The 26,541-nt window shown below is 63.2% G+C and carries 22 protein-coding genes and 2 pseudogenes; 8 read left to right on the forward strand and 16 right to left on the reverse strand.

The annotated features are described in order from the left end of the window. Nucleotides 1-64: 64 nt before the first annotated feature. Both CD04_RS0118240 and CD04_RS0118245 read left to right on the forward strand, forming a co-directional pair. The gene (locus tag CD04_RS0118240) at nucleotides 65-988 is read left to right on the forward strand and encodes a tetratricopeptide repeat protein (RefSeq protein WP_051849406.1); all 924 of its coding nucleotides are present in this window, start codon (nucleotides 65-67) and stop codon (nucleotides 986-988) included. After that, nucleotides 985-2,883: a FimV family protein gene (locus CD04_RS0118245; protein WP_031409395.1), complete on the forward strand. Its 1,899-nt coding sequence runs from the start codon at nucleotides 985-987 to the stop codon at nucleotides 2,881-2,883. The genes CD04_RS0118240 and CD04_RS0118245 overlap by 4 nt, the downstream gene beginning before the upstream one ends. A 54-nt stretch (nucleotides 2,884-2,937) precedes the next feature. On the opposite strand, the gene CD04_RS0118250 is transcribed toward CD04_RS0118245, so the two are convergent. From CD04_RS0118250 to CD04_RS0118265, 4 genes are all read right to left on the reverse strand, one after another. After that, the gene (locus CD04_RS0118250) at nucleotides 2,938-3,570 is read right to left on the reverse strand and encodes a glutathione S-transferase family protein (protein WP_031409397.1); all 633 of its coding nucleotides are present in this window, start codon (nucleotides 3,568-3,570) and stop codon (nucleotides 2,938-2,940) included. Nucleotides 3,571-3,599: 29 nt separating this feature from the next. After that, on the reverse strand, nucleotides 3,600-4,475 hold the full coding sequence (gene yghU / locus CD04_RS0118255; protein ID WP_031409399.1) for a glutathione-dependent disulfide-bond oxidoreductase: 876 nt from the start codon (nucleotides 4,473-4,475) through the stop codon (nucleotides 3,600-3,602). A gap of 241 nt (nucleotides 4,476-4,716) precedes the next feature. Further along, nucleotides 4,717-6,039 (reverse strand): MFS transporter, encoded by a 1,323-nt coding sequence (locus CD04_RS0118260; RefSeq protein ID WP_031409401.1) that lies wholly within the window; start codon nucleotides 6,037-6,039, stop codon nucleotides 4,717-4,719. A gap of 37 nt (nucleotides 6,040-6,076) precedes the next feature. Next, a complete protein-coding gene (locus tag CD04_RS0118265; protein WP_051849407.1) occupies nucleotides 6,077-7,540 on the reverse strand; it encodes an IS200/IS605 family accessory protein TnpB-related protein in 1,464 nt (487 codons plus the stop codon). A 41-nt stretch (nucleotides 7,541-7,581) separates the two neighbouring features. Here CD04_RS0118265 and tnpA point away from each other — a divergent pair, with 41 nt between their 5' ends. Beyond that, nucleotides 7,582-8,028, forward strand: coding sequence for an IS200/IS605 family transposase (gene tnpA / locus CD04_RS0118270; RefSeq protein ID WP_197033161.1), 447 nt, complete (start codon nucleotides 7,582-7,584; stop codon nucleotides 8,026-8,028). Nucleotides 8,029-8,835: 807 nt separating this feature from the next. Here tnpA and CD04_RS0118275 read toward each other — a convergent pair. Then, nucleotides 8,836-10,869 carry an EAL domain-containing protein gene (locus CD04_RS0118275; RefSeq protein ID WP_051849408.1) on the reverse strand — a complete coding sequence of 678 codons (2,034 nt, stop codon included), beginning with the start codon at nucleotides 10,867-10,869 and terminating at the stop codon, nucleotides 8,836-8,838. 676 nt (nucleotides 10,870-11,545) lie between these two features. Between CD04_RS0118275 and CD04_RS25365 the strand changes: the two genes are divergently transcribed. Then, complete coding sequence (locus tag CD04_RS25365) at nucleotides 11,546-11,935, forward strand: BON domain-containing protein (protein WP_369792868.1); 390 nt, start codon at nucleotides 11,546-11,548, stop codon at nucleotides 11,933-11,935. Nucleotides 11,936-12,104: 169 nt separating this feature from the next. Here CD04_RS25365 and CD04_RS0118285 read toward each other — a convergent pair whose 3' ends face one another. The 3 genes and pseudogenes from CD04_RS0118285 to CD04_RS22220 form a co-directional block, all read right to left on the reverse strand. After that, a complete protein-coding gene (locus tag CD04_RS0118285; protein WP_031409410.1) occupies nucleotides 12,105-13,337 on the reverse strand; it encodes a GGDEF domain-containing protein in 1,233 nt (410 codons plus the stop codon). Nucleotides 13,338-13,694: 357 nt separating this feature from the next. Further along, a complete protein-coding gene (gene arfB / locus CD04_RS0118290) occupies nucleotides 13,695-14,093 on the reverse strand; it encodes an alternative ribosome rescue aminoacyl-tRNA hydrolase ArfB (protein ID WP_031409412.1) in 399 nt (132 codons plus the stop codon). Between the two features lie 261 nt (nucleotides 14,094-14,354). Beyond that, nucleotides 14,355-15,259, reverse strand: a pseudogene (locus tag CD04_RS22220) (LysR family transcriptional regulator). On the opposite strand from CD04_RS22220, the gene CD04_RS25075 reads away from it, so the two are divergent. The 4 genes from CD04_RS25075 to CD04_RS0118310 all read left to right on the forward strand — a co-directional run bounded on the left by CD04_RS25075 (nucleotide 15,197) and on the right by CD04_RS0118310 (nucleotide 20,388). Beyond that, nucleotides 15,197-15,328 (forward strand): hypothetical protein, encoded by a 132-nt coding sequence (locus tag CD04_RS25075; RefSeq protein WP_255333854.1) that lies wholly within the window; start codon nucleotides 15,197-15,199, stop codon nucleotides 15,326-15,328. The pseudogene CD04_RS22220 and the gene CD04_RS25075 sit on opposite strands and share 63 nt — an antisense overlap. Before the next feature lie 57 nt (nucleotides 15,329-15,385). Continuing rightward, entirely contained in the window at nucleotides 15,386-16,981 is a 1,596-nt protein-coding gene (locus CD04_RS0118300; RefSeq protein ID WP_038168863.1) for an NADH-quinone oxidoreductase subunit L, read from the forward strand. A 109-nt stretch (nucleotides 16,982-17,090) separates the two neighbouring features. Then, on the forward strand, nucleotides 17,091-19,583 hold the full coding sequence (locus tag CD04_RS0118305) for a YbcC family protein (RefSeq protein ID WP_156030368.1): 2,493 nt from the start codon (nucleotides 17,091-17,093) through the stop codon (nucleotides 19,581-19,583). 121 nt (nucleotides 19,584-19,704) lie between these two features. Beyond that, nucleotides 19,705-20,388 (forward strand): histidine phosphatase family protein, encoded by a 684-nt coding sequence (locus tag CD04_RS0118310; RefSeq protein WP_031409418.1) that lies wholly within the window; start codon nucleotides 19,705-19,707, stop codon nucleotides 20,386-20,388. Between the two features lie 325 nt (nucleotides 20,389-20,713). On the opposite strand, the pseudogene CD04_RS24900 reads toward CD04_RS0118310, so the two are convergent. The 8 genes and pseudogenes from CD04_RS24900 to CD04_RS0118350 form a co-directional block, all read right to left on the reverse strand. Next, nucleotides 20,714-21,130, reverse strand: a pseudogene (locus CD04_RS24900) (class I SAM-dependent methyltransferase). A gap of 12 nt (nucleotides 21,131-21,142) precedes the next feature. Beyond that, complete coding sequence (locus CD04_RS0118320; RefSeq protein WP_081858140.1) at nucleotides 21,143-21,583, reverse strand: TlpA disulfide reductase family protein; 441 nt, start codon at nucleotides 21,581-21,583, stop codon at nucleotides 21,143-21,145. Nucleotides 21,584-21,662: 79 nt separating this feature from the next. Further along, entirely contained in the window at nucleotides 21,663-22,232 is a 570-nt protein-coding gene (locus CD04_RS0118325; RefSeq protein WP_031409422.1) for a hypothetical protein, read from the reverse strand. A 4-nt stretch (nucleotides 22,233-22,236) separates the two neighbouring features. Then, on the reverse strand, nucleotides 22,237-23,364 hold the full coding sequence (locus CD04_RS0118330) for a YeeE/YedE family protein (protein ID WP_031409424.1): 1,128 nt from the start codon (nucleotides 23,362-23,364) through the stop codon (nucleotides 22,237-22,239). Beyond that, nucleotides 23,361-24,686, reverse strand: coding sequence for an MFS transporter (locus tag CD04_RS0118335; protein WP_038168552.1), 1,326 nt, complete (start codon nucleotides 24,684-24,686; stop codon nucleotides 23,361-23,363). The genes CD04_RS0118330 and CD04_RS0118335 overlap by 4 nt, the downstream gene beginning before the upstream one ends. After that, the gene (locus CD04_RS0118340) at nucleotides 24,686-25,417 is read right to left on the reverse strand and encodes an MBL fold metallo-hydrolase (protein WP_031409428.1); all 732 of its coding nucleotides are present in this window, start codon (nucleotides 25,415-25,417) and stop codon (nucleotides 24,686-24,688) included. The genes CD04_RS0118335 and CD04_RS0118340 overlap by 1 nt, the downstream gene beginning before the upstream one ends. Before the next feature lie 34 nt (nucleotides 25,418-25,451). Beyond that, nucleotides 25,452-25,802 carry a DsrE/DsrF/TusD sulfur relay family protein gene (locus tag CD04_RS0118345; RefSeq protein ID WP_031409430.1) on the reverse strand — a complete coding sequence of 117 codons (351 nt, stop codon included), beginning with the start codon at nucleotides 25,800-25,802 and terminating at the stop codon, nucleotides 25,452-25,454. 15 nt (nucleotides 25,803-25,817) lie between these two features. Further along, nucleotides 25,818-26,486, reverse strand: coding sequence for a metalloregulator ArsR/SmtB family transcription factor (locus tag CD04_RS0118350; RefSeq protein WP_031409432.1), 669 nt, complete (start codon nucleotides 26,484-26,486; stop codon nucleotides 25,818-25,820). Nucleotides 26,487-26,541: the final 55 nt, after the last annotated feature.

Here is a 26,541-nt window from a genome sequence, read left to right on the forward strand (position 1 = left end):
AACTGCGAGAACCGCAGCTCAGTTTCGAATGCTCTGTCCCACCATCTCAGCCTTGGCGTGCCCCATGAACCCCGTATCCGTGATGCCCGAAGACGTCAAGCAGCTTGCTGCATCGGGAGACGTTGCTGCGCAGGAGTGGCTCGCCGACTTTCTGCGCAATGCGAACCAGCATTCGGAAGCGGCGCACTGGTACACCAAGGCCGCCGAGCAAGGATCCGCCACGGCGCAATACAACCTGGGCTGGGCGTATTTTCATGGTCGCGGGGTCGCGCTTGATTACGAGCAGGCCCGCGAATGGTGGAGGCGCGCAGCAGAGCAGGGTCTGGCGCGGGCACTGGGGTCCATCGGACTTTTGTTCGAACACGGCCACGGCGTTGCGCAATGCTTCGAGCAAGCCGCGCGCTGGTATCAGGCGGGCTGCGAGCGTGATGACGCGCCCAGCCACTGGTTTCTTGGGCGTCTTTATGCAAGTGGGCTCGGCGTGCCCGCCGATCGCGCCAAGGCCATTGAGCATTTCCGACGCGCCGCCGAGCACTCGCATCGGTCCGCCCAGTACAGCCTCGCCATGGCCCTGCTCGAGATGGGCACGCCGGATGCGGCGCGGGAGGCGGTGGAGTGGCTCCAGAAGGCCGCAGCCCATGAACATGCGCCGTCGCAATACAGCCTCGGCCTGGTCTATCTGGAGGGGGGCGTCGTGGCTCAGGACCCCCAGATGGCGGCGCAATGGATCCAGCGCGCCGCATCTGGCGGGCATGCTGATGCGCAATTTGCCCTTGGCGTGCTGTACTACAAGGGCCAGGGGGTCTTGCAGGATGCCGAGAAAGCAGCTCAGTGGTGGGTGCGCGCCAAGGAGCAAGGCCACGTCCGCGCACGACACAATCTGCATTTGATGAACGTTCAGCCATCGAGTTCGTTGTCGGGCATCACGTTACACGAGGTGGATACGCCGGGTGCCGATGCCCAGTATTGGGAGAAGACTGCGGCATGAATCCAGCCACGCATCCACTTGGGCGCAGCCTGGTCGCCGCGCTGCTGACCCTGTCGTTTGGGTCCGCGCACGCGCTCACTTTAGGACCCATCAGGGTCCTGTCCCATCTTGGCCAGCCCTTGTCGGCGCGCATCCCCGTGCTTTCCCTGAGCGACCCGGAGGGCCAGACCTTGCTGGCCCAGATGGCATCGCCCTACGCCTACCGTCAGGCCGGATTGCAGGCGGACCCAGTTTTGCCTTTCATACGCGTCACCCTCGCAAATGACCGCCAAGGCCATCCGTACATTCATCTTGCAACGCAGCGACCCGTGTGGTCGCCCTATTTGGACTTGATGATCACGCTCGCCTGGCAGGAGACGCTTCCACAAGGCCCAACGCTGCACTTGAGTCGCGATTACACCATCTTGCTCGACCCCCCGACGGAAGGGGTGGCCCCCCTGCAGGAGTCTGGCGCAAGCACTCAGCATGACGCGCCCCCCGACGCCAGCGGGGCAAACCAAGACGCAGCCACATCGTCTGCGAAGCCGCTGCCTGCACAAGCGATGCCCGTTGCCCCGGCCAAAGCGGTCCCTGCGTCGGTCCAACCCCTGACCGTTCGACGCGGCGACACCCTTTGGGGCGTCGCACATCGCCTTGCCGGCTCAAACGAGTCCATGACGACAAAGATGGCTGATGCGATCTGGCGCTCGAACCCTCAGGCCTTTGTCGCCCACGACCCGAACCTGCTGCGCGTGGGCAGTCACCTTCGCATACCGGACGCCGCCCAGGTGCGCGCGGCCACACCGCTGCCCGAGCGTCCGACTCGGCCCTTCGAGGGCCGAGCGCAAATTGCATCGGGTCAGGGTCAGCCCGTGAAAGACGCGCCGGTTCTGCGCATGAGCGACGCCATATTCGACATTCATGCGGCGCCACCAGCACCGGCCTTGACCACTGCCGCGGCTTCAACTGCCGACCTTGCGCATCGCCTCGCCCTTGCTAAGGCACAGGTCCGTCAAGCCGAGATCGCCTATGAGCAAGCGCAAGCCCGGCTCCAGGCGCTCCGGGCACAGGGCGGGGCGTCGAAGCCCATGGCCGCCACGGCCATGACCGCGAGCCCAGTGGCGGTGGCAACGCGCACCCCGAAACAGGCAAACCAACAGCGCGGCGCCGACGTACCCCATCCCCAGCCGCATGCGCCCGCCCAACCGCGCTCCCTGCTCTGGCGATGGTTGGCTGGCGCGGCGCTCCTTGCGACAGCGATCATGCTGCTCTGGCTTGACTGGCGCCGGCGGGCGCGCAAACAACCAGCCTCCTGGGCTCCGATCCCGCCAGGGGCTCACGCCCTCGACGCGGATCCGCGAAAGCTGTTCGGCTCACCCATCTCCCCGGCCCGCATGCTCGAGACCGAGAGAAATCTTGCGCAGCTTCAAACAGCCCCTGGCCCTCAAGTGCAGCCTCCGAGCGACGTTTGGGAGCCCCTGGAGCCAACTACCATCGCAACGGATGACGAGCCGGACCCTTTGACGGAAGCTGAGTTCTATGTCCTGCATGACCGCCCACATCAGGCACTGGAGCTCCTGCGGGACGCTGTCGCGCGCCACCCGGAGCATGTGCCCGCACATCTGAAGATCCTGGAGATCCTGGGCAGCTTGCACGATCACGTCGGATTTGAGGAATACGCCAAAGGCCTGCGGGACCGCTTTGGGCCGGACGTTTCATCCAAAATCCAAATGCTGCAGGACCGCCTCACGGTGCCAGCCTCAGCCAGGAACGGCGCGCCCGATTCAGGCAAGGCGCCCCAATCCATCTCGCAGCCACGGCCCGGAGCCGGTCGCGCAACGGACTCGCTGCCAGCGCTCGATCTGGATCTGTCCTCTGATTTTCTGGGCACAGCGCCGCACCCCGATCCGCAGTGATCAACCCCAGGGTCCGCGGCGTCAAGTCTGCATCGGCGCCGCGGGCCGCTTCGCTTAGATCGACATCGAGGCTCGCTGCGCCATGGCCTGCCGCCAGCGCTGCACGTGCGGGTGCTGCTCGCCGGGTTTGATTTTGATGATGCGCGCGAAGTCAACGGCCACGACCGCCGTGATGTCCGCAATGCTGAATCGATCGGCGGCGATAAAGTCGCGGCTGTCCAGACGCTCATTGAGCGTGATGAGAAACTGCTGCACCCTTGCGATGCCACGCTCGGCAAGTTCCGGGATCTGCGCATAGTCCACCGGCCCGGGCAGCGCCCGATGAGCCATGGCAGGCGAGCTGTTGCGTAACGCTTCGGCGATGGCGAGAAAGCCCTCGAACTCGACGCGCCAGTTCCAGCTCGCGATCTCGGCCTTCTCGGCCGGTGTCTCGCCCAGCAAGGGCGGCTGCGGGAAGCGGGCCTCCAGGTAAGCCGCGATCGCGGCATTGTCCGTGAGCACCAGCCCTTCGTCGGTGCGCAGCACCGGCACGGTGCATTGCGGGTTTACCTGTCGGAAGGCCGCGCCCAGCTGCTCTTGATTCCTGAGGTCGATCTCGACCGTATCGTGTGCAATGCCTTTCTCGGCAAGCAATATGCGTGCGCGGCGCGGGCTCGGGGCCGTGGCGCAGTCGTAGAGCGTCATCATGGCGGAGGTCTTTGTTGTGGTGGAAGCCATCAGCGCGCCGCATCCAGTTTGTCCTGGGTCCGGGTATCAAAGTCGCCGGCGTCATGGCGCTCGTGCAGTTGACTGGATGGTTCACCCCAGGTGCGGTTGACCATGCGCCCGCGCTGCACGGCAGGGCGCTGGGCGATCAGGTCGGTCCAGCGCACCACATTGGTGTAGGTCTGGACCTGCAGAAACTGCCCCGCTTCGTAAAGCAGACCTTTAACCAGTGCGCCATACCAAGGCCAAACGGCAATATCAGCAATGGAGTATTCGTCCCCAGCCAGATACGTGCTTTGGGCCAGACGCCGGTCAAGCACGTCGAGTTGACGTTTGACCTCCATCGCATACCGGTCGATGGCGTATTCGATCTTCGTCGGCGCATAGGCGTAGAAATGCCCAAACCCGCCCCCGAGGAACGGCGCGCTTCCCATCTGCCAGAACAGCCACGACAGGCATTCGGCGCGTGCGGGCTGCTCGACCGGCAGCAGGGCGCCGAATTTTTCCGCCAGGTACAGCAGGATTGCACCGGACTCGAACACGCGGATCGGCTCTGGGCCGCCGCAGTCAAGCAGGGCCGGGATTTTGGAGTTCGGGTTGACTGCGACGAAGCCACTGCCAAATTGTTCGCCCTCGTTGATGCGGATCAGCCATGCGTCGTACTCGGCCCCGCGGTGCCCCAGGGCGAGCAACTCTTCGAGCATCACGGTGACCTTCACACCGTTTGGGGTGGCCAGCGAGTAGAGCTGCATGGGATGATGCCCCTGCGGCAGCTGCTTGTCGTGCGTGGCGCCGGCAATGGGGCGGTTGATGTTTGCAAAGCGGCCGCCGTTCTCTTTGTTCCAGGACCAGATGGGTGGCGGCGTGTAGGGCGACGTGTCGGTCATGCAGGAATCTCCAAGATCTGGTTAAAACGCGCACGATACCTGTGCAACGGCTTGCCTGAAGGGTGTAGGGATTACCGCTCGCGGCGTGAGGCTGGACCCGCGTGTCCAGCCAGCGCTGCAAGCTCGGCTGTGGGCGCGCGGATCGGACACCTGCACCCATGCTGTCCCGAACGCCTTCGAGCGCGTCTTGTGGCGTCGCCACGAACAGCCCGTTGAAGTTTGTGCTTGTGCCGATGTTCGGCTAATGCATGTATTCGCGCGTTTCCGGCGTGAAATGAACGGCGAGAAGGTACATCGAACTGAGGGCTGCGGTGGATATGACCAGACTTAAGGGGAGATCGCTGGCGGCTTTTGACACGAACGACACAACAATGGGCATGGAGCCGCCCAAGGCAAAACCGATGTTCCAGGATATTGCCGTGCCGCTTGAGCGGATTTTCGTGGGGAACCGCTCGTTCAATATGATCAGGAGAGGCGCATAACACAAGGCACCGGTGCCGCTCAAGAGGACCGACAGTAAACCAATATCGATCACTGCTGTTGTGTGAGCCAGCCGCAAATAAAGCGCCGGGATGGCGATGAGGGAGAGCAGCCCAAATAGAACAACGCCCGTTTTTCGTCCAATGATGTCCGTGAGATAACCGGCAATCACGGAAAAAACAATCACGGCAATCGCCGAGATGCTTAATATGATGCCAAGCTTTTGCGGCGGCACATGATTGACCAGGCGCATGAACGTCGGCAAGTAACCCGACGTTAAATACGAGAGACCTCCGCCTGCCATGGTCAAGATGATGCTGATGACCACGGCGCCGAGAAATCCACCCTGGATCAAGGAGCGTAGAGGCGGTTTTTCTTCGGTTGCGGCGCCGAGTTTTCCCTTTTGCAGCTCATCCCACATGGGTGACTCCTCCAGCTTGGTGAAGACCAACAATCCCAGCAATGCGCTCAGCAGCCCGGAGAAGAACATGAATCGCCAGCCCCAGACTTGAAACGCATGTCCCGGGAAAATCCAGGTCACGAGGAGAAAGACGAGGGAGGCCAACAGTTTTCCAAGCCCCGATCCACCACCGGATATGATCCCCGATGCCAATCCCCGCCATTTTGCGGCAATCGATTCCGTACCGATTGTGTGCGTGGAGGCAACCATCCCTCCCATGAAGACCCCCTGGATGAGACGCAAAGCGATGAAGGCCATGGGCGCTGCAATGCCGATCGATTCGACGGTCGGGATGGTCCCCATGAGAGCAGTCGCGACGCCAACCCCTATGGCGGCGATTGCCATGGCCCGTTTGCGACCGTTGCGATCCGCATAGTGCCCGAAGAGATAACCACCAACGGGACGCATCAAAAGTGTTGCCGCGAATGCAGCATAAACGCCCACCAATGAAGACATTTGCTGCGATGAATCAAAGAAGACTTTTCCGAGCGTTGGCGCGACGTAGAGCAAAATAAACAAGTCGAACAGGTCAAATGCCCAACCGAGGCAGGAAAATGCGACGGCAGATGCCATCCGCCGTCGGCTGAGATCCGATGCATTCCCTTTCGGCGAAATTACACTCACCTGGACTCCAAGGGCGTGGATGTGAATGCTCCCGCGACTAAGCGCCTAGAGGCGCTGTATTCGGGGCATCAACGTCAGGACTCATGCCGCGACCTTGATGCCCGTCCGATGAAACTTGGCGGTTAGATGCCCCACGCAACAGACGGGCATGCGCCCAGATGTCGGCGAGAACCAGAGGCATTCTCTCCACGGCGCCGGAGCTTTTGCCGGTTGCCGCGCCTTGCATTTCTTTGGGCTTGAGCCACAGGAGCATCGCCAGCCCTCGGGCCGCGATGTTCAGTGCGCCGTTGAGATCGGCGTTGTACTTCTTGCCCGAGGCGAAGGTCGCCAGTTGGGCATTTCGCTTCGAACGAATGACCTTGCCTGAGCCGTCATACGCCCATCGACTGGTGCCACGGGCGTAGACCTCCAGCACGCGCAGACCCATCTCCTGCGCCTTGAGCGCAAGGGCCTGGATCAGCGCGCGATGCTGGAAGCGATGGAAGCGCTTGCGCTGCTGCTTCGACGGCCCCTTGGGCTTCCAGCCCTTGAGATCTTCGACGGCGAAGGCTTTGGCGCCATGCTGGGCGGCGAATGCTGCCAGGCGCGACGCCAGGGTGCGCGCCGCGTCGAGGCTCAGTCCCTCGATACGGCGGTGAATCGCCGAGCAATGCTTCTGGCCGCGCACGTGGGGGCCGGATTGGCGATGCTTGGCGGCGATGACGGATGCAAGAGCGTCGCGCTGGTCGTTGTGCCTGCCGCACGTCAGGAACGTGCGGGCGATCACCGTGCCAGTGGAGTCGACGATTGCGGCCGTCGCTGCGGTGTTGATGCCCACGTCCACGCTGCAGATGCGGTGCTTGCCGTGGACGAAGTCTGTGTTGGTCACGTAGTTTCTCGGGCGCAGCGCGACCGGGCAGGACAGCACAACCTTGGCGCCGCGCACGATGAGCGAGGGGCTTTGGTCGAGCTTGGCCGCCTTCGGCTGCACGCGCACGAACCGGCCCTTGACGCGCAGCGGTTCGCTGAACCGCCACTGACCGTCTGCGCCCAGCAGCTTGATCTGCACGGTGCGCATGCCCGTGCCATAGAGGATCATGTTGCCGCCGTACAGCGACGGGTAGACGTTGTTCAGTCCGAGCCGTGGGGGCCGGGCGCCTTCTTCGCGGTCGCGCCCGCCGATCTGCCCGTCGAGGAAGTTGTTCCAGTTCGATAGAAACGATGAGACTGCGCCATGGGCTTGTTCGATCGCTGCGCGGCGCAGGTAGCTTGGCATCTTGCCGAACATGCGACCCAGCTCCGGGTATTGGACTTGCGGGCGCTGCGCGGTCTTGTGGAACAAGTCTTCGATGCTGGCGCATTTGACCTTGCCGTGCGAGATGTCTGCCCAATGCACCAGCATGACGCCGCACAGTCCACGCACGACACGACGAAACGCGGCGACCGTGCGCTCGACATCCTCGCGCACTGCTGGTGAAACGCCAAGCGCATGACCTTCGGAGCGAAAAATGACTGGAGCCATGCGCTTGATGGTACGATCATCAACTTAACTATTCAAGTGACATGACCATGTCTGACGGATTCAAGACAAGCAATCATGCGGCTTACAGCCTGTACTATCACATCATCCTCACAATTAAATACAGGAACAGGTGCCTGACCGTGGAGATGCTCGACCGACTGCGCGAAATCTTCACCAACGTCAGTGCGTCCTGGCGCTGCCGGCTGATCGAATTCGGCGGCGAGGCGGATCATGTACATCTACTGATCGAGGGGCAGCCCTCGATGGACCTTGCGCGATTCGTCGGAAATTTGAAAACCGTGAGTTCCCGCTACATCCGCAAGGAATTTGCGCAGCACTTGCGCAAGTTTTTCTGGAAGGTTCAGTTCTGGAACAACGCCTACGCAGTGGTCAGCGCGGGCGGACACGCGAGCATCGAACAGTTGCTCGCCTACATCCAGGATCAAGAACAGCCGCCATCGGCGGCTCACCGCTTGACCCGCGACTAAGCGCTTGCGCGCTGTAGTCGGGGGATGCGCGGTGAGTTGCTCAATCGCATGATGTCATCAACCGACCGTTGGATGCGAGCCTCCGGGGGCACCGCTTTTCCAATCCAGCCGGCCAGCGGTTTGGGGTGTTCCCAGACCCCGACGGGCCTTAATCTTTTCGGGAATGAATTAATCAAGGTGAATGTTGTACGGTGGCAAGTCGTTCGCCTCATGGCGAGATTTTAGAGGTGTCAGGCATTTGGGGAAGTCGTCGGCGTTCCCGACTCGCCCGCGCCAGATAGCTGTCGCGTCGAGGGTGCGTCGCCTAACTCAAAGCCGGCGCAATGGCGCCCCCTCTCCACGACACGCGCCGGCTCCTCAATCGCATATCATGAATCAGGACATCCACGGCGTGCGGACGCCTTCGATACGTTGATTGGCATCGCCAGACAGGCGTGTCGCCAATTCGATCCAGGCGGCGAAACTTCATCCGAATTGACCTGGGAGGCATCCTCAGCGTGAGAAAACGGCATTCCACCGTCCACCAAATCCCTGATGGCCAGTGGAGCGCAAGCGCCGCATTTACAGAAACCTTGCCCACGCGAACGTGCACGTGTTGCCTGCAAATGGGCCGCACGCGCCTTCATGAGCTGCCGGGTTTGATGCGGGCAAGCCAACTTGCTGGGCATCTTGCAGACTCAACAGACTGGCCATTCGCTCACAGTTGTGGAGTCGTGGCGCTTCCGCCGCTCCACGGCCAGTGCCAGCCCCGCTCGGATACCCGGGCGAGGCGGCCCGCGCCGGCGCCAAGTCGGCATGACTGGACACCTAGGCCAAGCGGACCCTGTCCACAAGCCACTGTGTCAACAACCGGCTCGCTTCCCGAGGGTCATTGCCGGAATGAATTTGTGCATGCCACTGGTTGACGTCGCGGTCGTCAGGGGCGTGGAGACGAAAGAACTGCGTCAATGGGCACGTGTCCAGGGCCGTCGCGGGCTTGGGTGGATCCCCAGAGTGCATGAACGCCCAGTGATACGCCAAGGCCCCGAGTGGGGTGCGGATCTGACCGGACCGCATGCGCAGCTTGAATTGCCGCACCCACCCCGCAATGGCGTCTAGCGGCATGGGCTTCGCAAGTGCATAGCCTTGGCCAAAGGTCGCCCCTAGAACGGTTACGGCTTCGATCAGTCCATCGTCCTCCAACCCCTCCACAACCAATTCGCGCTCCAGGTCGCGCGCAATTTGGATGAGTGCGCCCACAAGGCTCAGCACCCGCATGGGACTCGTGCGCATCGTCGCGAGGAGGCCCTGGTCGATCTTGATGACATCAAACGGCAAGATGGACAGGCGCTCCAGGCTGCTATAGCCCGACCCCAGGTCATCCATGGACAGCCGCACCCCCAGCCGGGTGAGCTGTTGAATGGCTTCACTCTGGGCCGCGGAGTCGATCTCTTGCGTCTCCAACAGCTCGACACTCAGGCGATGGGGCGCAACGCCATGGCGACGCAAGGCATGGCTGATCCAAATTGGGCTGTCGGGATTGAGCAAGGCTGATGGGGGAAGATTGATCGCAACCGTCAATTGCAACGACTCCGCGTCCCACGTTATCAAGCCATGCAGCGCCTGGTCCAGACCGTTCTTGAAAAGTTGCTCCAACTCCGCATTACCCAGCAGAGGCAGGAATTTAGCGGGGGCGACGATCGTTCCGTCCTGGAGCCGCAGACGGGCAAGGGCTTCCACTGAATGCACGGCTCCCGTGCGCAGGTTGACCACGGGTTGGCCATACATCACCAAGCCGCCCGAAAAGACCTGCTGCCTGTAGCTTTTGGCGATGGATTCCGGCAATGCAAAGACATTTTTTGCGCGGCAGCGTTGCCACGCCTGCTCCCATCGGCGTTGCAGCCCGCGCCCGAATTCCCGGATCCAGTCCGACTCAAACTGGTTCGGGAACGCGCCATACAGGTACACGCACGCGACGGCATGGCCGGCCTCATCGAGAATGGGAAGCGCCAGGGTCGACTGAATGTTCAGGCGCCGTGCGGGCTCCGCCCAGAACTGCAGGCGCGGATCGCTCGCATAGGCCGGCGTGCTCTGCGCCTGCAGTGTTCGCCATGCGACCGCGATCAGCCCCTGGCCCCTCGGCGAGTCCGGGTCAATCAGTACACTCGTCTGGGGATTTTGCAGAACGTCCATGATGCCTTGGGCCTTCGGGCCCGCGCTGCGCTCGACCGTCAACACGCCCTCTTGATTCAGGCGCATCAGCAAGGCCCCATGGATCCCAGGCAAAGCGCCCAATGCATTGAGCTCGAATGCCGATACATCGGGCCATGGCATGCCAAGAGCGGGGAACGGACGCGAAAGCGTCCCGAAATACGCGGCGACCGTACGCTCCGCCGCTTCGAGTTGACCCTGAATGTCGTCCTGCAGTCGGGCCTCGATGATCAGAGCCAACGAATAGCGGCGCTTCGTGGCCATCGGGACGCCATTCAAATGCAAGCCAAGCAAGCGTCGATAAATCGACAGCGATTGCACCAGCAACGAATTGGTCACACCCACCAAGGCATGGATTGCCCCCAGTGCCTGAGCCCGTTGGATGATTTGCTCGCGCATCGTGTCCGGCGAAAGCAGAAATTGCAGATGGCCCGTCTGATGGGATTTCAGCGTTTGCATGGCCTCGCCGCCCAGCGTTGCAAGGATCGCACGTGCTGCGGGACGCTCCGCGAGTCTGCCGTAGAACTCATCGGCGAATCGGGTCGCCAGCAGCTGAACGTGCCGCTGCGCTGCGCGCAGCAATACGGCGGCTTGCGGCCCGTAAGGCTCAATCGTTTGATCGGCCTCTTCAACTTTCGTGGGTTGCAGCATCGCGATCGACCCTCATCAGCCAGCCCTCTGGATTGGCAACAGAGCAGGCGCCCAATTCCAGGCGCATGCCAACCGCCCCCCGAAACCGCCGAGGAAAGTACGCGGCATGTCAATCAATGGCGGATGCCGCCGCGCGCCGTGCTGCCAAACTCTTTTTCCGGACCATTGCTTGTTGAGGAAATATCGCATAAGTGCGATATGTTTGTCCATCGCTTCTTTTATCACAGGGCCTTTCGCACTGTGCAGCCCGCGCACGCCCAAGGGTTTGCAAGACCCATTGCGACATCGCCTTGTGGTTAACCCTGTTGCTGCCCAGGTCATGCCGCGCCGATCCAAACGGATGGCTCATACTTCAAAAGGCGCTGGCGTCGTTTCCTGAAGGCCTCACGATAATCTGGCCTTCTGGCCAAGCGGCGTCCAATGGAGGCTGAAGTAGCCAGACCTCCGAGTCTGGCCATCCGTGGGGGGGGGCCTTGCGATGGCAATTGCAACGGTTGCGTTTTTGCGCTTTGCGCTTGCGGTCTTGCTCGCAGGTGCGGGCTGCCTGGGATCTGGGCCATTGAACGCCGCGGAGCCCGAAGTGCGGGTCAATCCTTTCCACGATCCATTCAAGCAGGTCACGCATGGGTTACCAGGCTGCCCCGTGCCGAGTCCGCCCACCTATAGCCAACACGACATGCATTTGGCGGAGCATCATCGCGTCGAACAGGGCAACAGCTGTTTCCTCGCCGGACGGTGTCGGCTTTCAAACAGCTTTCTTTACGACAAGGGCATTGCCAGCGCTCTGTTTCCACGGTTGGCTGCTGACCGGGCATTGGAGGGATCTTCCGTATGGGTTTTGGTGCAGGGCCGATTCGTGCAGTTTTTCGGGTGCGTTAGTCATAAAGGCCAAATAGACCACCTGGAAGCCATTGCGAGGCAAACGCCAGATGTGCAGGCGGTCCTTGCCAATGTGATGGTGGGCATTGACTCCAAACCGCCCTATTTGACGGCCTCCCCATCCCTGACCTGTGGCCAAAGCTTGCGTGGAAAGGGCGAAAAGCCCTGCCGCACGTCGCACGAATGACACTTGCGTGCGGCGCTTTCAGTCGACTCCTGCGTTGCGGGTCACCCCACCGCGCCGATTCGCCACGATTGGCCCGCCGCGCGAGCCGCGATGCACGAGTTGGGCGCGTCATGGCAGGGATCAAACAACGCGGATGCCTCTCCGGCAGAATCGCTGCAGCCTCGTCGCGCTATGGATCACGCGGCAACTCCTGCCGTGGTGCTTGGGTCTCCTTGACGCCAAGCTGCCACCAACGGGTGCGGGTCGCTTTCTGACGCTTCAACTGATACATGGCCTCATCGGCTTGCCGCAGGAGCATGTCGGCGTCGGTCCCATCAATCGGATAGCGCGCCACCCCCATCGTCATGCCAATTTCCACGAATTGATTCAGTGCAACGGAGATCGGTGTGCCCACGGCTTGGTGGACACGATCGAAAACGGCAGTGAGCTGCCCCAGCGCGCTGTCTGGATCAATGTTCTCGATGACGATGGCAAATTCATCTCCGCCGAGCCGGGCGATCAATTCCGTTTCGCGCAACGCGTCGCGCCAACGCCGTGCGACCTCGCGCAGCAATGCATCCCCCGCGTCGTGTCCATGCGTGTCGTTCACACGCTTGAAGTCGTCCAGGTCAACGTAGCCAACAGCAATCTCGGTGCCTTCACGCTTTGCGCGCGCGAGTGCATCATTCAGCCGCAAGCTCAATGCACTGCGGTTGGGCAGCCTCGTCAACGGGTCGTAGAGCGATTGCCGTTCTGCGTTGGCGCGCAGCCGCGACAGCTCCAGGAAGGACGCGTAGATGCGCCGGGTTGCCAGGGCAAGATAGGCAAAATACAGGACCGCGAGATAGCCTGCCGCCTGGAGCACGGGCTCGGGCGATAGCAACAGGCGAGGCCCCATCGTGATGGCCGAGGGCAACATGTAGAGCAGCGCCGAGGGCGCGTCGGACGACTGCTGCGCCACCCCTGCGCCACAGACCGCAGCGATCACGGTCGCCATGAATAGCTCGTCGAGCGGGCTCGTCGGAAACATGAACAGGGGCAGCACAGCCCACGAGGCGCCAAGGATCAATACGCTCACCCGAGCTCGGAGGAGCCAGAGGCCGGCATGCTCCTGGAGCTTGGCTTCGGGCCGCGAAGCGAACCAAATTGCGAGGCGCGCGGAGTGCGCCAGGACCATCCACGCGAACCACAGCAAAAGCGCGGGCGCAGGCACCTGCCCGCGCAACACCCATGCCAAGACTGCCGCCGGGATCACACCGCCGGCGAAGCCGACGGGGATCGAATTCAGCGACACCCTGGCCAGATCGGCGGCAACGTCCTCATTGAGGAGCATCCGCCGTTTCGCGGCGGCAATTCGCGACTCTGCTTTCGCGGTCGCGTGCGTGACCGTGAACGATCCGCTGGCTTGAATTTGATCAGTCATGGGGATGTTGGCAACCTAATCTTCGAGGACCACCGCTTGCTCATTCGACATCTTTGGACCGCTCCAGTGCGGTGACAGCGCCGCAAATCACCCGACTTTGACCTCTGCGTATCAGCCGTGGTGGCGTTGCAATCCATGGCGGCAACTGAGGCGCGCTCGCTGACTGCCGTGCAGCGTCCCGCCATGATTGCTCCCTGCACTGGCTGAGAACCCCGTGGACAAGGCAAGGAGTCGGAATCACCTTGGGCGTGAAGCCATACCTGAACGATAGAGGGTGAGACCCCCCCGTGCCAGCCCCGATGGACCAACGTTTCTGCTGGAACGTGAACAAAATCACGTTTCCTGCAGAATCAACATTTAATCCCGAACCTTTCCACGCGAAGCCTTGACGCCCGATCGAAGGGCCTTCGAAACCAAGCGACGCTGCCTTGAGCCAAAGGTTGGCTTGGTGGGCCGGCGAATGCGTGGCTTGTGCGAAGCCTCGGCAACCAGGGCCTGAAGGCGCTCCAGGGCCGCTGCCTTGTTTTTCTCGTGGCTTCGGGAGGCTTGCGCCTTGATGACGATGACGCCGTCCTTGTTGATGCGCTGGTCGGACAGGGCGAGGAACCTGTCCTTGACGTCCGGCGGAAGAGACGACGCCCGGATATCGAAGCGCAAGTGCACGGCGCTCGAGACCTTGTGAACGTTCTGCCCGCCCGGCCCCTGCGCTCGCACCGCGCTGAATTCGACTTCGGCTTCCGATACCACGTGCGGCATGGTGACCTCGCGCTCGCTAACCTGCGACCGATGATGCCATGGTGTCGCCACCCATGCGAAGTGTCGGCGCATCAGCCACGCCTGCAGCGTCTCCACGTTGCTGACCCAGTTCTGCTTTCGCCGTCTCGGGCGCATGCCCATCCGGTGCCCAGTTTGCCGCGAAGGGCAGCAATCGGGGTCCCTGCTCCAGCCTGCATCCGGTTTTGCCAAGGGAAGACGCCGCACATGGTGGTGCCGGATCGTCGATGCACGCTGCCGCCTCTAAGCGCATGGCGTTGTGGCGGGGGAATGCCCCGTGCTCTTGCGCGAACGATCCTGTGAGCCCGTCAGGAGATGCTCCAGCCTCTCGACGCGGTGGCGGTGGGGGGTGGTGATGGCGTAGAAATTTTCTCGCAACTGTTCGGATTGGCCCACCCGCACGAGGCTTCCCGAGCGCAGTTCATCCTGCACCACCACCTCAGGCAGCACCGTCAACCATCCGCTGTCTCGTGCGATAAGGCGAAGCATGGCCATGTCGTCCACTTCAGCACGCAGGCGCGGTTTGACGCCGGCGGAAATGCACAGGGCATCGAACTGCGCTCGCAGCGTGTGTCGGGGGCCGGGCAAAGCAAGCTCCTCACCATCCAAATCCTCCGGAACGCGCAAGGTGCGCCCTTTCCACACGCTGGCTGGGCCGACCAGTGAGATCGCCTGGCTGCCCAGGAATCGGCAATGCAAGGGGCGATCTGTTTCCGACGGGACGGTCTCGTTGGCCAAGACGATGTCGAGCCGATGCTGCACGAGGCGCTCCAGAAGGTCTTCCAGCATGCCGGACTCCAGGGTCAGCATCACCGAGGGGTCAGCCAGCAAAGGACGAATCCAGTTTTCCTGGTAGTTGCGCGACAGGGTGGCCACGCTGCCCACGCGCAACCGGATCATCCCTTCGCTGCGACCTTGCAGTCGACCCAGCATCTCCTGGCCTAGACCGAAGATGTTCTCCGCATAAGACAGCACCAACTGCCCCGCGCCGGTGAGCACAAGTCGCCGCCCTCGCGTTCAAACAGGGCCTCGCCCAGACGGTCTTCGAGTTGCCGGATCTGCGTCGACAGCGCGGATTGCGAGGTATGCAACTCCTGCGCGGCGCGCGTGAGATGGCCAACCTTGGCGACGCGCCAGAAGTAGTGCAGATGGTGAAAGTTGAGCTGCCCGATATCCATTGTTCTCTTTTAACTATCGATTCATTCCAAACAATGTAATTTACAGAATCTTTCGAGGCAAGCACCATGTCGGCAGTTCATTCAAAGAAGCTCACCATGGATCGATCCGTTCTTTTGCATTTGGCCACGGCCTTGGCGCCTGCCACCTTGATGGCGACGGTCACGCTGTCGTCCCGGTTGCGCTGGTTGCACGAAGCGTCGCTCTGGAGACGATTCAACGTCCTGTCGGGAGCGGCACTGCTGTGTGCGCTGACGTCCCTCGCCCTGCAATGGGTCCAGCCGGCGCCGCCCTGGGGCGCAACGGCGCTGCCGCAACTCCCTTGGCTGGCCCTGAGCCGGCTGAGCGCCTTGCTCGCCGTGCTGGTCCAACTGCTTGGAACCGTCATCGGCGTCTTTTCGTCCCGTTATCTGCAAGGCGAGCCGGGCCGAGCACGCTATGTCGCCGCGCTCGGCGGCGTATTGGCCGCGGTGCACCTGCTCTTGCTGGCGAATCACTGGCTGGTATTGACTGCCGCGTGGGCCGCAGTCGGCGTGGCTCTGCAGCATCTGCTGTGCTTTTATTCCGACCGCGCGTTCGCGTTGCTCGCAGCACATAAAAAGCGCATTGCAGACCGGCTGGCGGACATCTTTCTTCTCGGTGCGGCCACCTTGGCATGGTGGAACGTGGGCAGCGGATCGTTTACCGATCTTCGGCAACACCTGGCCCATGGCGACGCCTCGATCTGGCTGCAGATGAGTGCCGTGTGCATGGTTGTGGCCGTGATGCTGCGTACGGCGTTGATGCCTGTGCATGGCTGGCTGATCCAGGTCATGGAGGCGCCGACGCCGGTTTCCGCTTTGCTACACGCCGGCGTCGTCAATCTCGGCGGCTTTGTGCTCATCCGCTTCGCCCCCCTGATCGGGGCCTCGCCGGCGGCACGCTGGCTACTGGTCGCATTCGGGCTTGGAACCGCGTTACTGGCAGGACTGGTCATGCTGACCCGCATCAGCATCAAGGTCCGATTGGCATGGTCCACCGTGGCGCAGATGGGCTTCATGGTGCTCGAGTGCGGCTTGGGTCTGTACTCACTGGCAGCGCTGCACCTCATTGGCCATTCGCTCTACAAAGCGCACGCCTTCCTGTCCGCATCCTCGGTCGTGCAGCGCACCAAGCTGCAGATGATGCGCGGCGCGGCTACGCCTTCAGTGTTCAGCCTGGTCGCGGCGCCGGCACTGACCATCCTGATCATCGGGCTGATTCAGTTCCTCGTCACGGAAGCGGCGTGGCCGTGGTGGTGGAGTGGTGTGCTGGCCTTCGCATGGGCCCCCCTGCTGTGGCTGCCCGACCCGCGTGGCGACAACGCGCAGTCGGCCTTGTGGCGCGGGCTGGCGGGCTTGTGCATGGTGTCGGGCCTCACCACGGTTCTCCTGCTGACGCATGCGGCCCCGCTTGGCGTCACGGACCGGCCACAAGGTCAGGCCGGCCTCGTCGCACTGTTTGCAATGGCCGTGATGTACGTGTGCCTCATCCTCCTGCAGCTGCGCCCCCAGACCCTGGCGGGCTGGCGGCGCTGGAGTTACGCAGGCTTCTATTTGGACGAGATCTACACACGCCTGGCACTGCGCCTTTGGGCAACACGGTGGGCCCTGCCGCCTGCGCATCCCCATGGCCACCCGATGAGCGACACCACTGCTGCTCTTGTCTCCCCGTAAACACGCCCCAAACGATCTCATGAACACGATGTCCTTCACCTCGCCAAGCCAAGGCTCTGGCGCCGCGGACCTGCAGCACAACAGCGGCGGATCGTGTCCGTCATCTCCCATGACCGATGAAACCTTGTCAAGGCGAATCGGCGCCGCCTGTGAGCAAGCCTGCCAGGCGATCGCCCCTGTGTGGCCACTGGATCGGGCGATCGCCGTCAATCCACACTGGGCACGAACGAGCAGGCCCGTGCGCCAGGTCGCGGCCCGCATGGCGGTTCTGGCCGGCATTCAGGTGTTTCCTCCGCGCAGCTACCAGCGGCAAGCGTGGCAAGCCGGGCGCATCACGCGAGCCGATCTCGCCGATGCGCTGGCCATGCTGTCGCATGACCATCCCGATGGGCTGAGCGCCGCGCAGTGCATCGCCGCCCTGGACTGCGCACCCCGCTTGCCGCAAATGCCCCTCATGATCGATGTGTTGGATGACGATCCAGGGCGTCAGTCCCGTCTGTCATGGCGGCAGGCCATTACCCATCAGGTCAGCCAGACCTGCGCCGCCTATTTCGATCGGCACCAGGCCGACTGGCAGCCTGAGCGTCCTCAGGGCTTATATGCCTTTTGGAGGCACACGCTCATGCACGACCATGGCATCGGCCTGTTAATGGGCTTGCCCGATCTGCACCGGTGGCTCGACGCACTGCCCGCCACGAGCCAGGATGCCGAGCGATGGGTCATGCGGCGCCTTGAGTTGCCGCACGAGGTCTGGGCGGACTATCTGGAGGCGGTCCTGCTCACCGTCAATGGCTGGGCATCGTGGTGCGCCTACCTGGGCTTGCAGGCCAGCCTGGAAGGGAAGACTGATTCCCATTTGCGAGACTTGCTGGCCATTCGACTTGCCTGGGGCGCACTCTTGCTGGAGAGCAAGAACGATGCTGTCACGCGGCAAGCCTTTGCGGCCCTGCAGGCCGCGTGGAGTCAAGCACCAGCGCATCTTCGGCAGGTGGAAGAGGCGCTGGTGATCGACGAGGTCTGGCAACTGGCACTCGAAGCGGGCTACCAGCGCCAACTGGCGCGCAGGCTCGGCGCGCATACCCATGCCCTGAAGGAAGTCCCGAACGAACCGCACGCGATCGAGGTGCAAGCGGTCTTTTGCATTGATGTGCGCAGCGAGCCCCTTCGGCGCGCCCTCGAGGCGACCTGGCCTGCCGTGCAGACCATTGGATTTGCCGGCTTCTTCGGGCTTCCCGTAGCGTATACACCGCTGGCTACGCACGCGCGTTGGCCACAGTTACCAGGACTGTTGGCTCCTGCACTGGAAGTGACCGACCGCATCATGCCCGCAATCTCGTTGAACAGCGCTGATGGCCAGCACCTCAGTCGCGCTGCGGGCAAGGCGCGACACCGGCGCTTCGCCTGGTCGCAGCAGTGGCTCGCCGGCAGCCGCTGGCCCAGTGCGGCGTTCTCCTTTGTGGAAGCGACCGGCGTGGGTTACGTCGGCAAGCTCTTGCAAGGGTTGAGTCCGTCGACCCGCTCACCGGCGCGCGACACCTTGGCAGGATTGCCCTCGCGATACCGGCCCGTCTGCCGGCCAACCCTCATGGATCTCGACCTCCACGCCAAGGTGGCGCTGGCCTCGCGCGTGCTTCACGCCGCGGGCCTTGATCAAGGGCTTGCGCCTCTGGTTTTGCTGGTCGGGCATGGCAGTCAGAGCGTGAACAACGCGCACGCCGCCGCGCTCGATTGCGGAGCCTGCTGCGGCCAGACGGGCGAAGTCAACGCGCGTGTGCTGGCCCAGCTACTCAACGAGTCGCAAGTGCGAGTCGGCTTGCAAAGCTGCGGCATCTCGATTCCCGAGCAAACGGCATTTGTTGCCGTTCTGCACAACACGACCACCGATGAAATGCATGGCTTCGATCTCGATCTCTTGCCGCCTGCCGCCCGAGGCCGCTGGGATCGGATGCAGACGGTGCTCGCCCACGCCTGCGATCAGGTCCGCCGCGAACGCGCCGCGCGCCTCGGCCTGAATCCGCGCGCCGACCACGGCAAACTTCTTACACAGCTGCGCCGCCGGGCCAACGATGGTGCCCAGACCCGGCCTGAATGGGGGCTGGCAGGCAACGCCGCGTTCATCATGGCGCCACGCCGTCGTACCCTCGGCGCCGATCTCGGCGGGCGCTGCTTCTTGCACGATTACGACGCCGGGAACGATCCGGATGGAAGCGTGCTGGAGTTGTTGATGACGGCGCCCATGCTGGTGACCCATTGGATCAACTGGCAATACCACGCGTCAACCTGCGATCCGCTGAGACTGGGGGGCGGAAACAAGGTACTCCACAACGTGGTGGGTGGCCACATCGGCGTGTTCGAAGGCAATGGCGGCGATCTGCGCATTGGCCTGTCCCATCAGGCTTTGCATGACGGCGAGCGCTGGATTCACGAGCCCCTGCGCTTGAGCGTCTTCATCGAAGCGCCAGAGCGTCGAATCGAGGACATCCTCGCACGCCACGCATCGGTTCGACAGCTGGTCGACAACCGTTGGCTTCATCTGTATCGCATTGCGAGCGACGGAAGCATGACCCGGCGGGCCGCACCACAAATTTGGGCGGCGGCGTGACCGGGGCACACTGCGATGTCCTCAATTTTGCGATGAACCATGCGGGCGCAGAGCCCATCTCGATCACATTCTCAGGGGCCGTTTCCCGCGGCACGGCCTCGCACATCTCCAGGAGCACAACATGCCCACGCGCATTTTGCTTGTTCGTCACGGCTCGACAAGGTTGACCCTTGAAGACCGCTTTGCCGGATCGAATGATGAGCCACTATCAAACGAAGGGCGCGACCAGGCGTCGCGCCTGGGTGTTCGCCTCTCCAGTGTGCCAATTGTGGCGGTCTATGCGAGTCCGATGGCACGCACCATGGACACGGCGCGCATCATCGCGAGCCCGCATGGGCTCAAGGTGCAACCCGAGGCGGCATTTCGCGAGATCGACTTCGGCCAATGGGAAGGCTTGACACGGGATGAGGTCCGCGAGCGCTATGCGCAGGACTTCGGCCTGTGGGAAGAGGATCCCCTGTTGGTCGCGCCGGCGCAAGGTGAGTCTGGCCTGTCGGTAATCCATCGCGCGTTGCCGCTGATGCGCGAGATCATTGACCGGCATCGCCACCAGACGGTACTGGTGGTGTCCCACAAAGGAACAAACCGCCTGCTGGTCAGCAGTTTGTTAGGGCTCGATGCGCGAGGCTATCGCGAGCGTCTGGATCAGAGTCCGGCTTCTTTAACCATTTTGGATTTCATGAACGAGGTCCGCCCCCGGTTGAAACTGTTCAACGATGTCTCTCACTACGAAAGTTTTCCAGAGCGCGAAATCAATGACCGGATCTCAAAATGGTGGCGCCCGACGCAAGCCGCAACGAGATAGAGCGGCGAGCCAATGACACCGAGAAGAGGTTTGGTGAGTTGCCACCGGCTTGCGCGTCGCGCTGTTCGATGGGGTGTGATGCCATTGCAAAGTCCCGCCGCATATCCGCGCGACGATGAAGCCGCGGCGATGTGGGACGACGCCCGTGGATCGACTGCTGGGGGGCAATGGCAACGGCCGATCGAGTACCAGGAGGCAGGACACCTGCTGATCACACCTGGAGATCACGCACCTTGAGTCCTTTAAGCATCAAGCGCAGTTCCTCCGCCGTGTGCCAACGCGCTCCGCGGTATGCACCGCTGCCGCCATCGCGCCCCTTTTGCAGCTATACCAGGCTGCGACGGTTCAGCCAGCCAATGGCAAAATTGCGTCGTGTCACGCGCACTGCCTCTGCAACGGCCTTACGCTCGTCGGCAATGAAACAGAGCGCCGCGATGGACATGACGTGCTCGAAGGTCCCATCTGCAAAAGGCAGGGCTCGCGCGTCGCCTTCCACCTAGGTCATCGAGAGATCATCGTGGTCCCGCGCATAGCCAACCCACTGCGGGTCCGGGTCGAGACCGCAAACGCACAGCCCCTGCGCAGCGAAGCGCCAGGTGAACCAACCCGTTCCGCAGCCCACATCCAAAAGATTGGCGCCGGATTTGGCGACGAGCAAGGTGCTGGCAGCCGCGAACTCGGTCTCGCCGATCCACCGACCGCGTGGCAAGCCGTACCAGGCGCCATACGCGGCCGCATCCATGACGGCAGCCAGTCAACGCATCAACCGTTCTACAAGGCTGCGCATGGCGGCGGAGTCATAGTCGCGCCCACCGATGGCCTTGGCAACGATGCGGCCCTGCTCGTCGATCAGAAAGGTGGACGGAATGCCCATGACGTCAAAGGCGTGGGCGACCTGACTCTTCCGGTCCAACAGCACCGGGAAAGTGGGCGAGGGGGCGAGTTGGCCCATGAAGGCGAACACGTTGTTGATGCTCTCACCTTGGTCCAGGGCCAGAACCACGAAGGGCTTCCCCTTCATCGACGAATAGAGCCTTTCAATCGAGGGCATTTCCGCACGACAGGGTGGACACCAGGTTGCCCAGAAGTTGACCAGGACCACCTTGCCACGGTAATCGGCAAGCCGGTGGGGTTTGCCGTCGATGTCGCGCAGCGTAAAGTCCGGTGCCGGGCGGGCCGGCGCGATGGCGGTCATGGCCGGTGCGGCGGCCCATGCGGGGGCGATCGTGCAAGCCGCCGCAATCAGCAGGCCCCCAATCGTGGTGCGCAAGCCCTCAAGGGCTCGACCTGCGCGCCGCGCACTGGACGGCGTGCACGGTGGCGTGGTGCATGGTTGCATGTTCTCTCCAGGAATAAAGAAGCCGGAAATGCGTTCCCGGTGGCAAGTCAACGGTGGTGAAACCTTGCCCCCAGTCGCCAGACTGCAACGTCTGCTGCGGCGGCAGGATGGACCAGTCGGCATTCACCCCGAACGGTCTCCACCGGGCCAGCCACTGCGTCTTGGTGATCAATCGGTGGCGCACACCGTCGGCGGTTAACGCGCGCCACTGGGCCACGTCATAACTGACGGGGCCGCGCGTCGCATTTCGGATCGTCGTGCCGAACACGCATACGCTGGCCACGGCATTCACCGCCCCGGCCGGGTAGCCCATGTTCTCAAAAAACGCTCGCACGTGATCGCCATCCAGGGACGTCAGCTGCACGCTGAATGCCTGGCCGCTGCTCGACCACACCGGCTGCGCAGCTATGGAAGCTCCGCCGGTCGGGCTGCTCGCCGCTTGGGCGCAGCCGGCCGCAGCAAAGCCTGCGAGCACCAGATGCATGATGATTTGGCGTGCATGCATGGCGTCAGACCTCCGCACCGACAGCCGCCGGCTGAATCGGCGTGCTGGCGAAACGCGAGGTGATGAGGATCGTTACCCATGCCCCCGCGAAAATGCAAGCCAGTCCCAGCGCCGATCCCAGCGACAACACCGACAAGCCGCTGAGCCCGTGCCCGACAGTGCAACCGAGCCCGAGAACAGCCCCGGCGCCGGTCATCAGGGCGCCAGCGAGTTGGACCATCAATGGCCGCGCTTCCTGTGGCCATTGAAGGCGAAATTCATCGCGTACCAGCGCCGCGAAGACTGCGCCGAGGAGTGCGCCCAAAAGCAGCGCAACGCCGAGGGTGAACGTCTGCGTCTGCGGGTGCATGGCAAAGCGTGCGGCATCGCTCAAGGGCCCGGCGAAACTGAGGGACTGGACCCCCAGGCCGTCGGGTGGCTGGCTCATGAACGCTGCGTCGTCAACTGCGCGCATACCCAAGGAGCCGGCGGTCAGGGCGTAGCCTGCGGCGACCATCAGACCGATCAAAGCCGAGCCAACCCATTGCACCCGGTGTCGGCGTCCACGCAGACCGCCGGCAGCGAGCACCAGCAAGGCGGCACCAACCGCGGCGCCCAGCAGCGATCTCGCCACATGGCCGTGCAGGCCCATGACGGCGTCAAGGCCCTGGCTGCGCCAACCCAAGCGGCCCAGGTCGAACGACAGGCGACCGATCCATGGCGCGACCCAGTCGTTGAACGCGAAGGTGCTGATCATCGCAAACGCAGCCACGCCCATCGCGAACAGCGACACCATCGCTTGCAGGCTGCCCTGCGCACTGCGCACCAGGGTGCGCAGTGGACAGCCGCGCGCCAGCACCATGCCAGCACCGAACAGAAGACCGCCGAGAACGTACCGGCCCCAAGCCAGCTGGACGGCACGGTACGGCGGGTGGGAAGGCTCCACCGCATGCCGGAGTACCAACTGGAGGGCCGCGACGCCCAGCAGCGCGACGCCGATGGCCACGAAGTATGCGGCCAGACGCGCTGGCCTGGATTCCAGCATCGCCTCACGCAGGCCACCTTGCGGGCAGAACTGCGAAGCCTGAGCAGCGGCGCCGAACACGACCGACACGGCGATCCCACCCCACAGCAGTTGATTGATGGAAGTCATGAGCGTTTCGATTTTGAAGGGTGGCCGGGATGGGTTTCCTGCGCGCGCAACAGCACCCAGGCGCCGGAGGCCACGAGCCATGCCGCCGTGAACCAGAAGGCCGGCACGACATCACCGCGCGCCTGGGCGATGAGACCCAACACCAATGCGCCGATGGCGTAACCGGTATCGCGCCAGTAGCGGTAGGTGCCCAGCGCCGAGCTGCGCCAGGTCGGATAGGCGATGTCAGCAACCGAGGCGATCAGGTTGGGATACAACAAGGCCATGCCTACACCCATCACCACGGCCGTGATGGTCCACGCCACGAATCCGTCCACCAGAACCACTGCGGCAACGCCGGCAGCGAGCAACCACAATCCGGTCACCACCGGTGTGCGCCTGCCGATGCGGTCGGAGAGCGGCCCGGTCCACAGCTGCGACACACCCCAGCTCAGCCCGTAGACCCCGGTGACCCAGCCCACCCGCACCAGGCTCAGGCCCTGCGCATGCAGGTACAGCGGAAACAGCACCCACAGCAAGGTGTCGGCCACCTTGTTCGCCACGCCAGCCTGACACAGCGCCGAGAAGGTCGGGTTCCGGAACGACACGTAGCCAAAGACCTGCATTGAGGTTGGATGTTCGGGCAGCCCCTCGGCAAAGCGGGGGCGCAGCCCGGTGTGCGTTCCGCTGGCGTGACGGTGGCGCTCGGCGTGCGCCCACGGCAGGGTTTCGCGCACGAACAAGAGCGCCGTCAGCAGGGCGAGCACGATGACCACGGTGGCAAAGCCCAGCAGGGCCAGGCGCGGTCCATAGAGCTCCGCCAGATAGGCGGTGGCCAGGCCGGCCAGGCCGACTGCAGCGTAGCCGGCGAACTCGTTGATCCCGGTGGCCAGGCCGCGCTGCTCGGGCCGGGTGATGTCGACCTTGCTGGTGACCGTCATGCTCCAGGCAAAGCCTTGGTTGATGCCGAGGAAGCCATTCGCCGCGACGATCCACCACCAAGACTGCGCGAAATAAATCAGAAGCGGAATCGGGATGGCTGCGACCCAGCCCAGCACGAGCACTGTCTTGCGCCCGATGCGCTCGGAAAGCCGCCCGGCGACGAAGTTCAGCGCGCCCTTGACCAGGCCGAACGAAATGACGAAAGCCAGCAGGTACAGGAAAGAGGACTTGGGAACACCAAAGTCACGGCCGGCGACCACTGGCAACACGGTACGTTCCATGCCGATGACCAGACCGACGAAGGACACCTGCACCGCCTGCCACACGAACTGGTGCAGGTTGGCGCGAATGCCCTGGGTATAGCGCGCGTGGCTGGCACCGTCCATGGCGGATGCTTGCATCACGCCGCGATGTTCTGGGCGACGATGCGATCCATCGCGTGCGGGCGGGGTGGAATCTGCGCCAGCAAGGCGTCGACGAACGCTTCACGCGGCTGGCTCAGGGCCGCGTTCCAGCGCTTCTCGAACGCCAGGGTCGACGAAGGCTTGCCCGACAAACCGGCCCCGCACACGCTGCCGGCCTGATGGCCTGGATAGATCTCGATCGCGTCGGGAAGGGTCAGCAGCTTGTCATGCAAGGTGTCGTACAGGATGTTCGCCATCTCGCGCTCGCGTCCGGCCAGGTCCGGACGCCCGATGGCGCCGACGAACAGGGTGTCGCCGGTGAGCACGAACCAGGGCGCCTCGCCGCGGCGCCTGTCGGTGACCAGCAGGCACATGCTGTCCACGGTGTGCCCGGGGGTATGCAGGACTTCAACGGTCACGTTGCCAGCCACGATGACCTGGCGGTCGCGCAGCGCCTCGAAGTCGAACCGCACGAATCCGCGTGCCGACTCGTGCAGGCAGTAGCGGGCACCGCTCATCTGCGCCAGGCTGCGGCCGCCGCTGAGGTGATCGGCATGCACATGGGTGTCGATGACGTGGGTGATGGTCACGCCGGCCTGGGCCGCCTGCTCAATGAACCAGGTTTCGTCGCCAGCGACCACATCCACGGCCACGGCCTTGCCAAGGCCGCCACAGCCGAAGAAATAGGACAGGCTCGAGTCTGTGGTTGCAAGTTGCTTGAAGAACATGATCTCGGTCTCCTCGTGGTGGATGCCTCGGGCGTCAGAACACGAGCACCTTGTCTGCTGCGGCCGTCCATTGGCCGAGCTGCGCCATGGTCGAGCGCCTGCAGCCGGCGAGCAGTTCTTCGTCGCGCAGGGCACGTGCATCCATGCAGGTACCGCACAAGGCGACCTCGCCACGACTGACGACCTTGCCCAGCATCGTTTCCACGTTGTAATAGCCGGCAGGGACCTTCTGTCCCGCCTTGGCTGCGAGCACCGCGTCCGCCATGAGGAACAGGCGGACCCCTTGTTCGGGCTGGGCAGCCAGGGTCACGGCGAGCCGCAACGCGTTGTAGGTGCGCTCGCTGCCGTAGGGCGCCTCGTTGAGTATGAACAGAATGTCGCTCATGGACGGTCTCCTCGATCAGACTGTGGCAAATTCCACGGGCAACCCGGCAGCGCGCCACTCGGGCACGCCTTCGGCCGCCTTGCGCGCACGCAGACCGTGCCGCGCCAGCAGCGTGACGGCCGCGTCGGACATGATGCAAAACGGACCGCGGCAATAGGCGACCACTTCGCGGTCCCGCGGCAGCTCCTCGATCCGCGCCTCAAGTTCGTCCAGCGGCACCGAGCGCGCGCCGGGAATGTGCGCAGTGCGGAACTCACTCTCGGGGCGCACGTCCAGCAGCACGACATCGCCGGCACGCACCTTCTCCAGCAGCGAGTGGCCGCTCTCCAGCGTGAGCCGCTCGGGCCCCGCGAACAGCCGGTTCATGACGACCTGCAGTTCGGCCAGATGCGATTCGGCCAAACCGCGCAGTGTGACCCACAGGGCCGACACGTCCGCACCGCTGAGCCGGTAAATGCGGCTTTTGCCGTCTCGCCGCACGGCGACAAGCTGCGCTGTGCGCAGCACCCGAAGGTGGGCGCTGGCAAGCTTGACATCAATGGACGCTGCCTGCGCCAGCGCCTCCACGGACTTCTCTCCCTGCGCGAGCAGTTCGAGCAGTTCAAGCCGCTTGGGGCTGGCCAACGCCGCACCGATGCGCGCGACTTGGCCATACAGGTGGTCTTTTAATTCGCGGGACTTCATACGCACATCCTAACGATTACACGAATGTTTGTCTCGTAAGACTGTAAGGATTTTC

The organism is Thiomonas sp. FB-Cd (assembly GCF_000733775.1).
Taxonomy (GTDB): Bacteria; Pseudomonadota; Gammaproteobacteria; order Burkholderiales; family Burkholderiaceae_C; genus Thiomonas_A.

Bases quoted from the DNA above. Each gene is read 5' to 3' on its own strand.
- CD04_RS0118240 (WP_051849406.1), top strand. From the start codon at position 65: ATGAACCCCGTATCCGTGATGCCCGAAGACGTCAAGCAGCTTGCTGCA.
- CD04_RS0118245 (WP_031409395.1), top strand. From the start codon at position 985: ATGAATCCAGCCACGCATCCACTTGGGCGCAGCCTGGTCGCCGCGCTG.
- CD04_RS0118250 (WP_031409397.1), bottom strand. From the start codon at position 3,570: ATGATGACGCTCTACGACTGCGCCACGGCCCCGAGCCCGCGCCGCGCA.
- yghU (WP_031409399.1), bottom strand. From the start codon at position 4,475: ATGACCGACACGTCGCCCTACACGCCGCCACCCATCTGGTCCTGGAAC.
- CD04_RS0118265 (WP_051849407.1), bottom strand. From the start codon at position 7,540: ATGGCTCCAGTCATTTTTCGCTCCGAAGGTCATGCGCTTGGCGTTTCA.
- tnpA (WP_197033161.1), top strand. From the start codon at position 7,582: ATGACCATGTCTGACGGATTCAAGACAAGCAATCATGCGGCTTACAGC.
- CD04_RS0118275 (WP_051849408.1), bottom strand. From the start codon at position 10,869: ATGCTGCAACCCACGAAAGTTGAAGAGGCCGATCAAACGATTGAGCCT.
- CD04_RS25365 (WP_369792868.1), top strand. From the start codon at position 11,546: ATGCATTTGGCGGAGCATCATCGCGTCGAACAGGGCAACAGCTGTTTC.
- CD04_RS0118285 (WP_031409410.1), bottom strand. From the start codon at position 13,337: ATGACTGATCAAATTCAAGCCAGCGGATCGTTCACGGTCACGCACGCG.
- arfB (WP_031409412.1), bottom strand. From the start codon at position 14,093: ATGCCGCACGTGGTATCGGAAGCCGAAGTCGAATTCAGCGCGGTGCGA.
- CD04_RS25075 (WP_255333854.1), top strand. From the start codon at position 15,197: ATGCAACTCCTGCGCGGCGCGCGTGAGATGGCCAACCTTGGCGACGCG.
- CD04_RS0118300 (WP_038168863.1), top strand. From the start codon at position 15,386: ATGGATCGATCCGTTCTTTTGCATTTGGCCACGGCCTTGGCGCCTGCC.
- CD04_RS0118305 (WP_156030368.1), top strand. From the start codon at position 17,091: ATGACCGATGAAACCTTGTCAAGGCGAATCGGCGCCGCCTGTGAGCAA.
- CD04_RS0118310 (WP_031409418.1), top strand. From the start codon at position 19,705: ATGCCCACGCGCATTTTGCTTGTTCGTCACGGCTCGACAAGGTTGACC.
- CD04_RS0118320 (WP_081858140.1), bottom strand. From the start codon at position 21,583: ATGACCGCCATCGCGCCGGCCCGCCCGGCACCGGACTTTACGCTGCGC.
- CD04_RS0118325 (WP_031409422.1), bottom strand. From the start codon at position 22,232: ATGCATGCACGCCAAATCATCATGCATCTGGTGCTCGCAGGCTTTGCT.
- CD04_RS0118330 (WP_031409424.1), bottom strand. From the start codon at position 23,364: ATGACTTCCATCAATCAACTGCTGTGGGGTGGGATCGCCGTGTCGGTC.
- CD04_RS0118335 (WP_038168552.1), bottom strand. From the start codon at position 24,686: ATGCAAGCATCCGCCATGGACGGTGCCAGCCACGCGCGCTATACCCAG.
- CD04_RS0118340 (WP_031409428.1), bottom strand. From the start codon at position 25,417: ATGTTCTTCAAGCAACTTGCAACCACAGACTCGAGCCTGTCCTATTTC.
- CD04_RS0118345 (WP_031409430.1), bottom strand. From the start codon at position 25,802: ATGAGCGACATTCTGTTCATACTCAACGAGGCGCCCTACGGCAGCGAG.
- CD04_RS0118350 (WP_031409432.1), bottom strand. From the start codon at position 26,486: ATGAAGTCCCGCGAATTAAAAGACCACCTGTATGGCCAAGTCGCGCGC.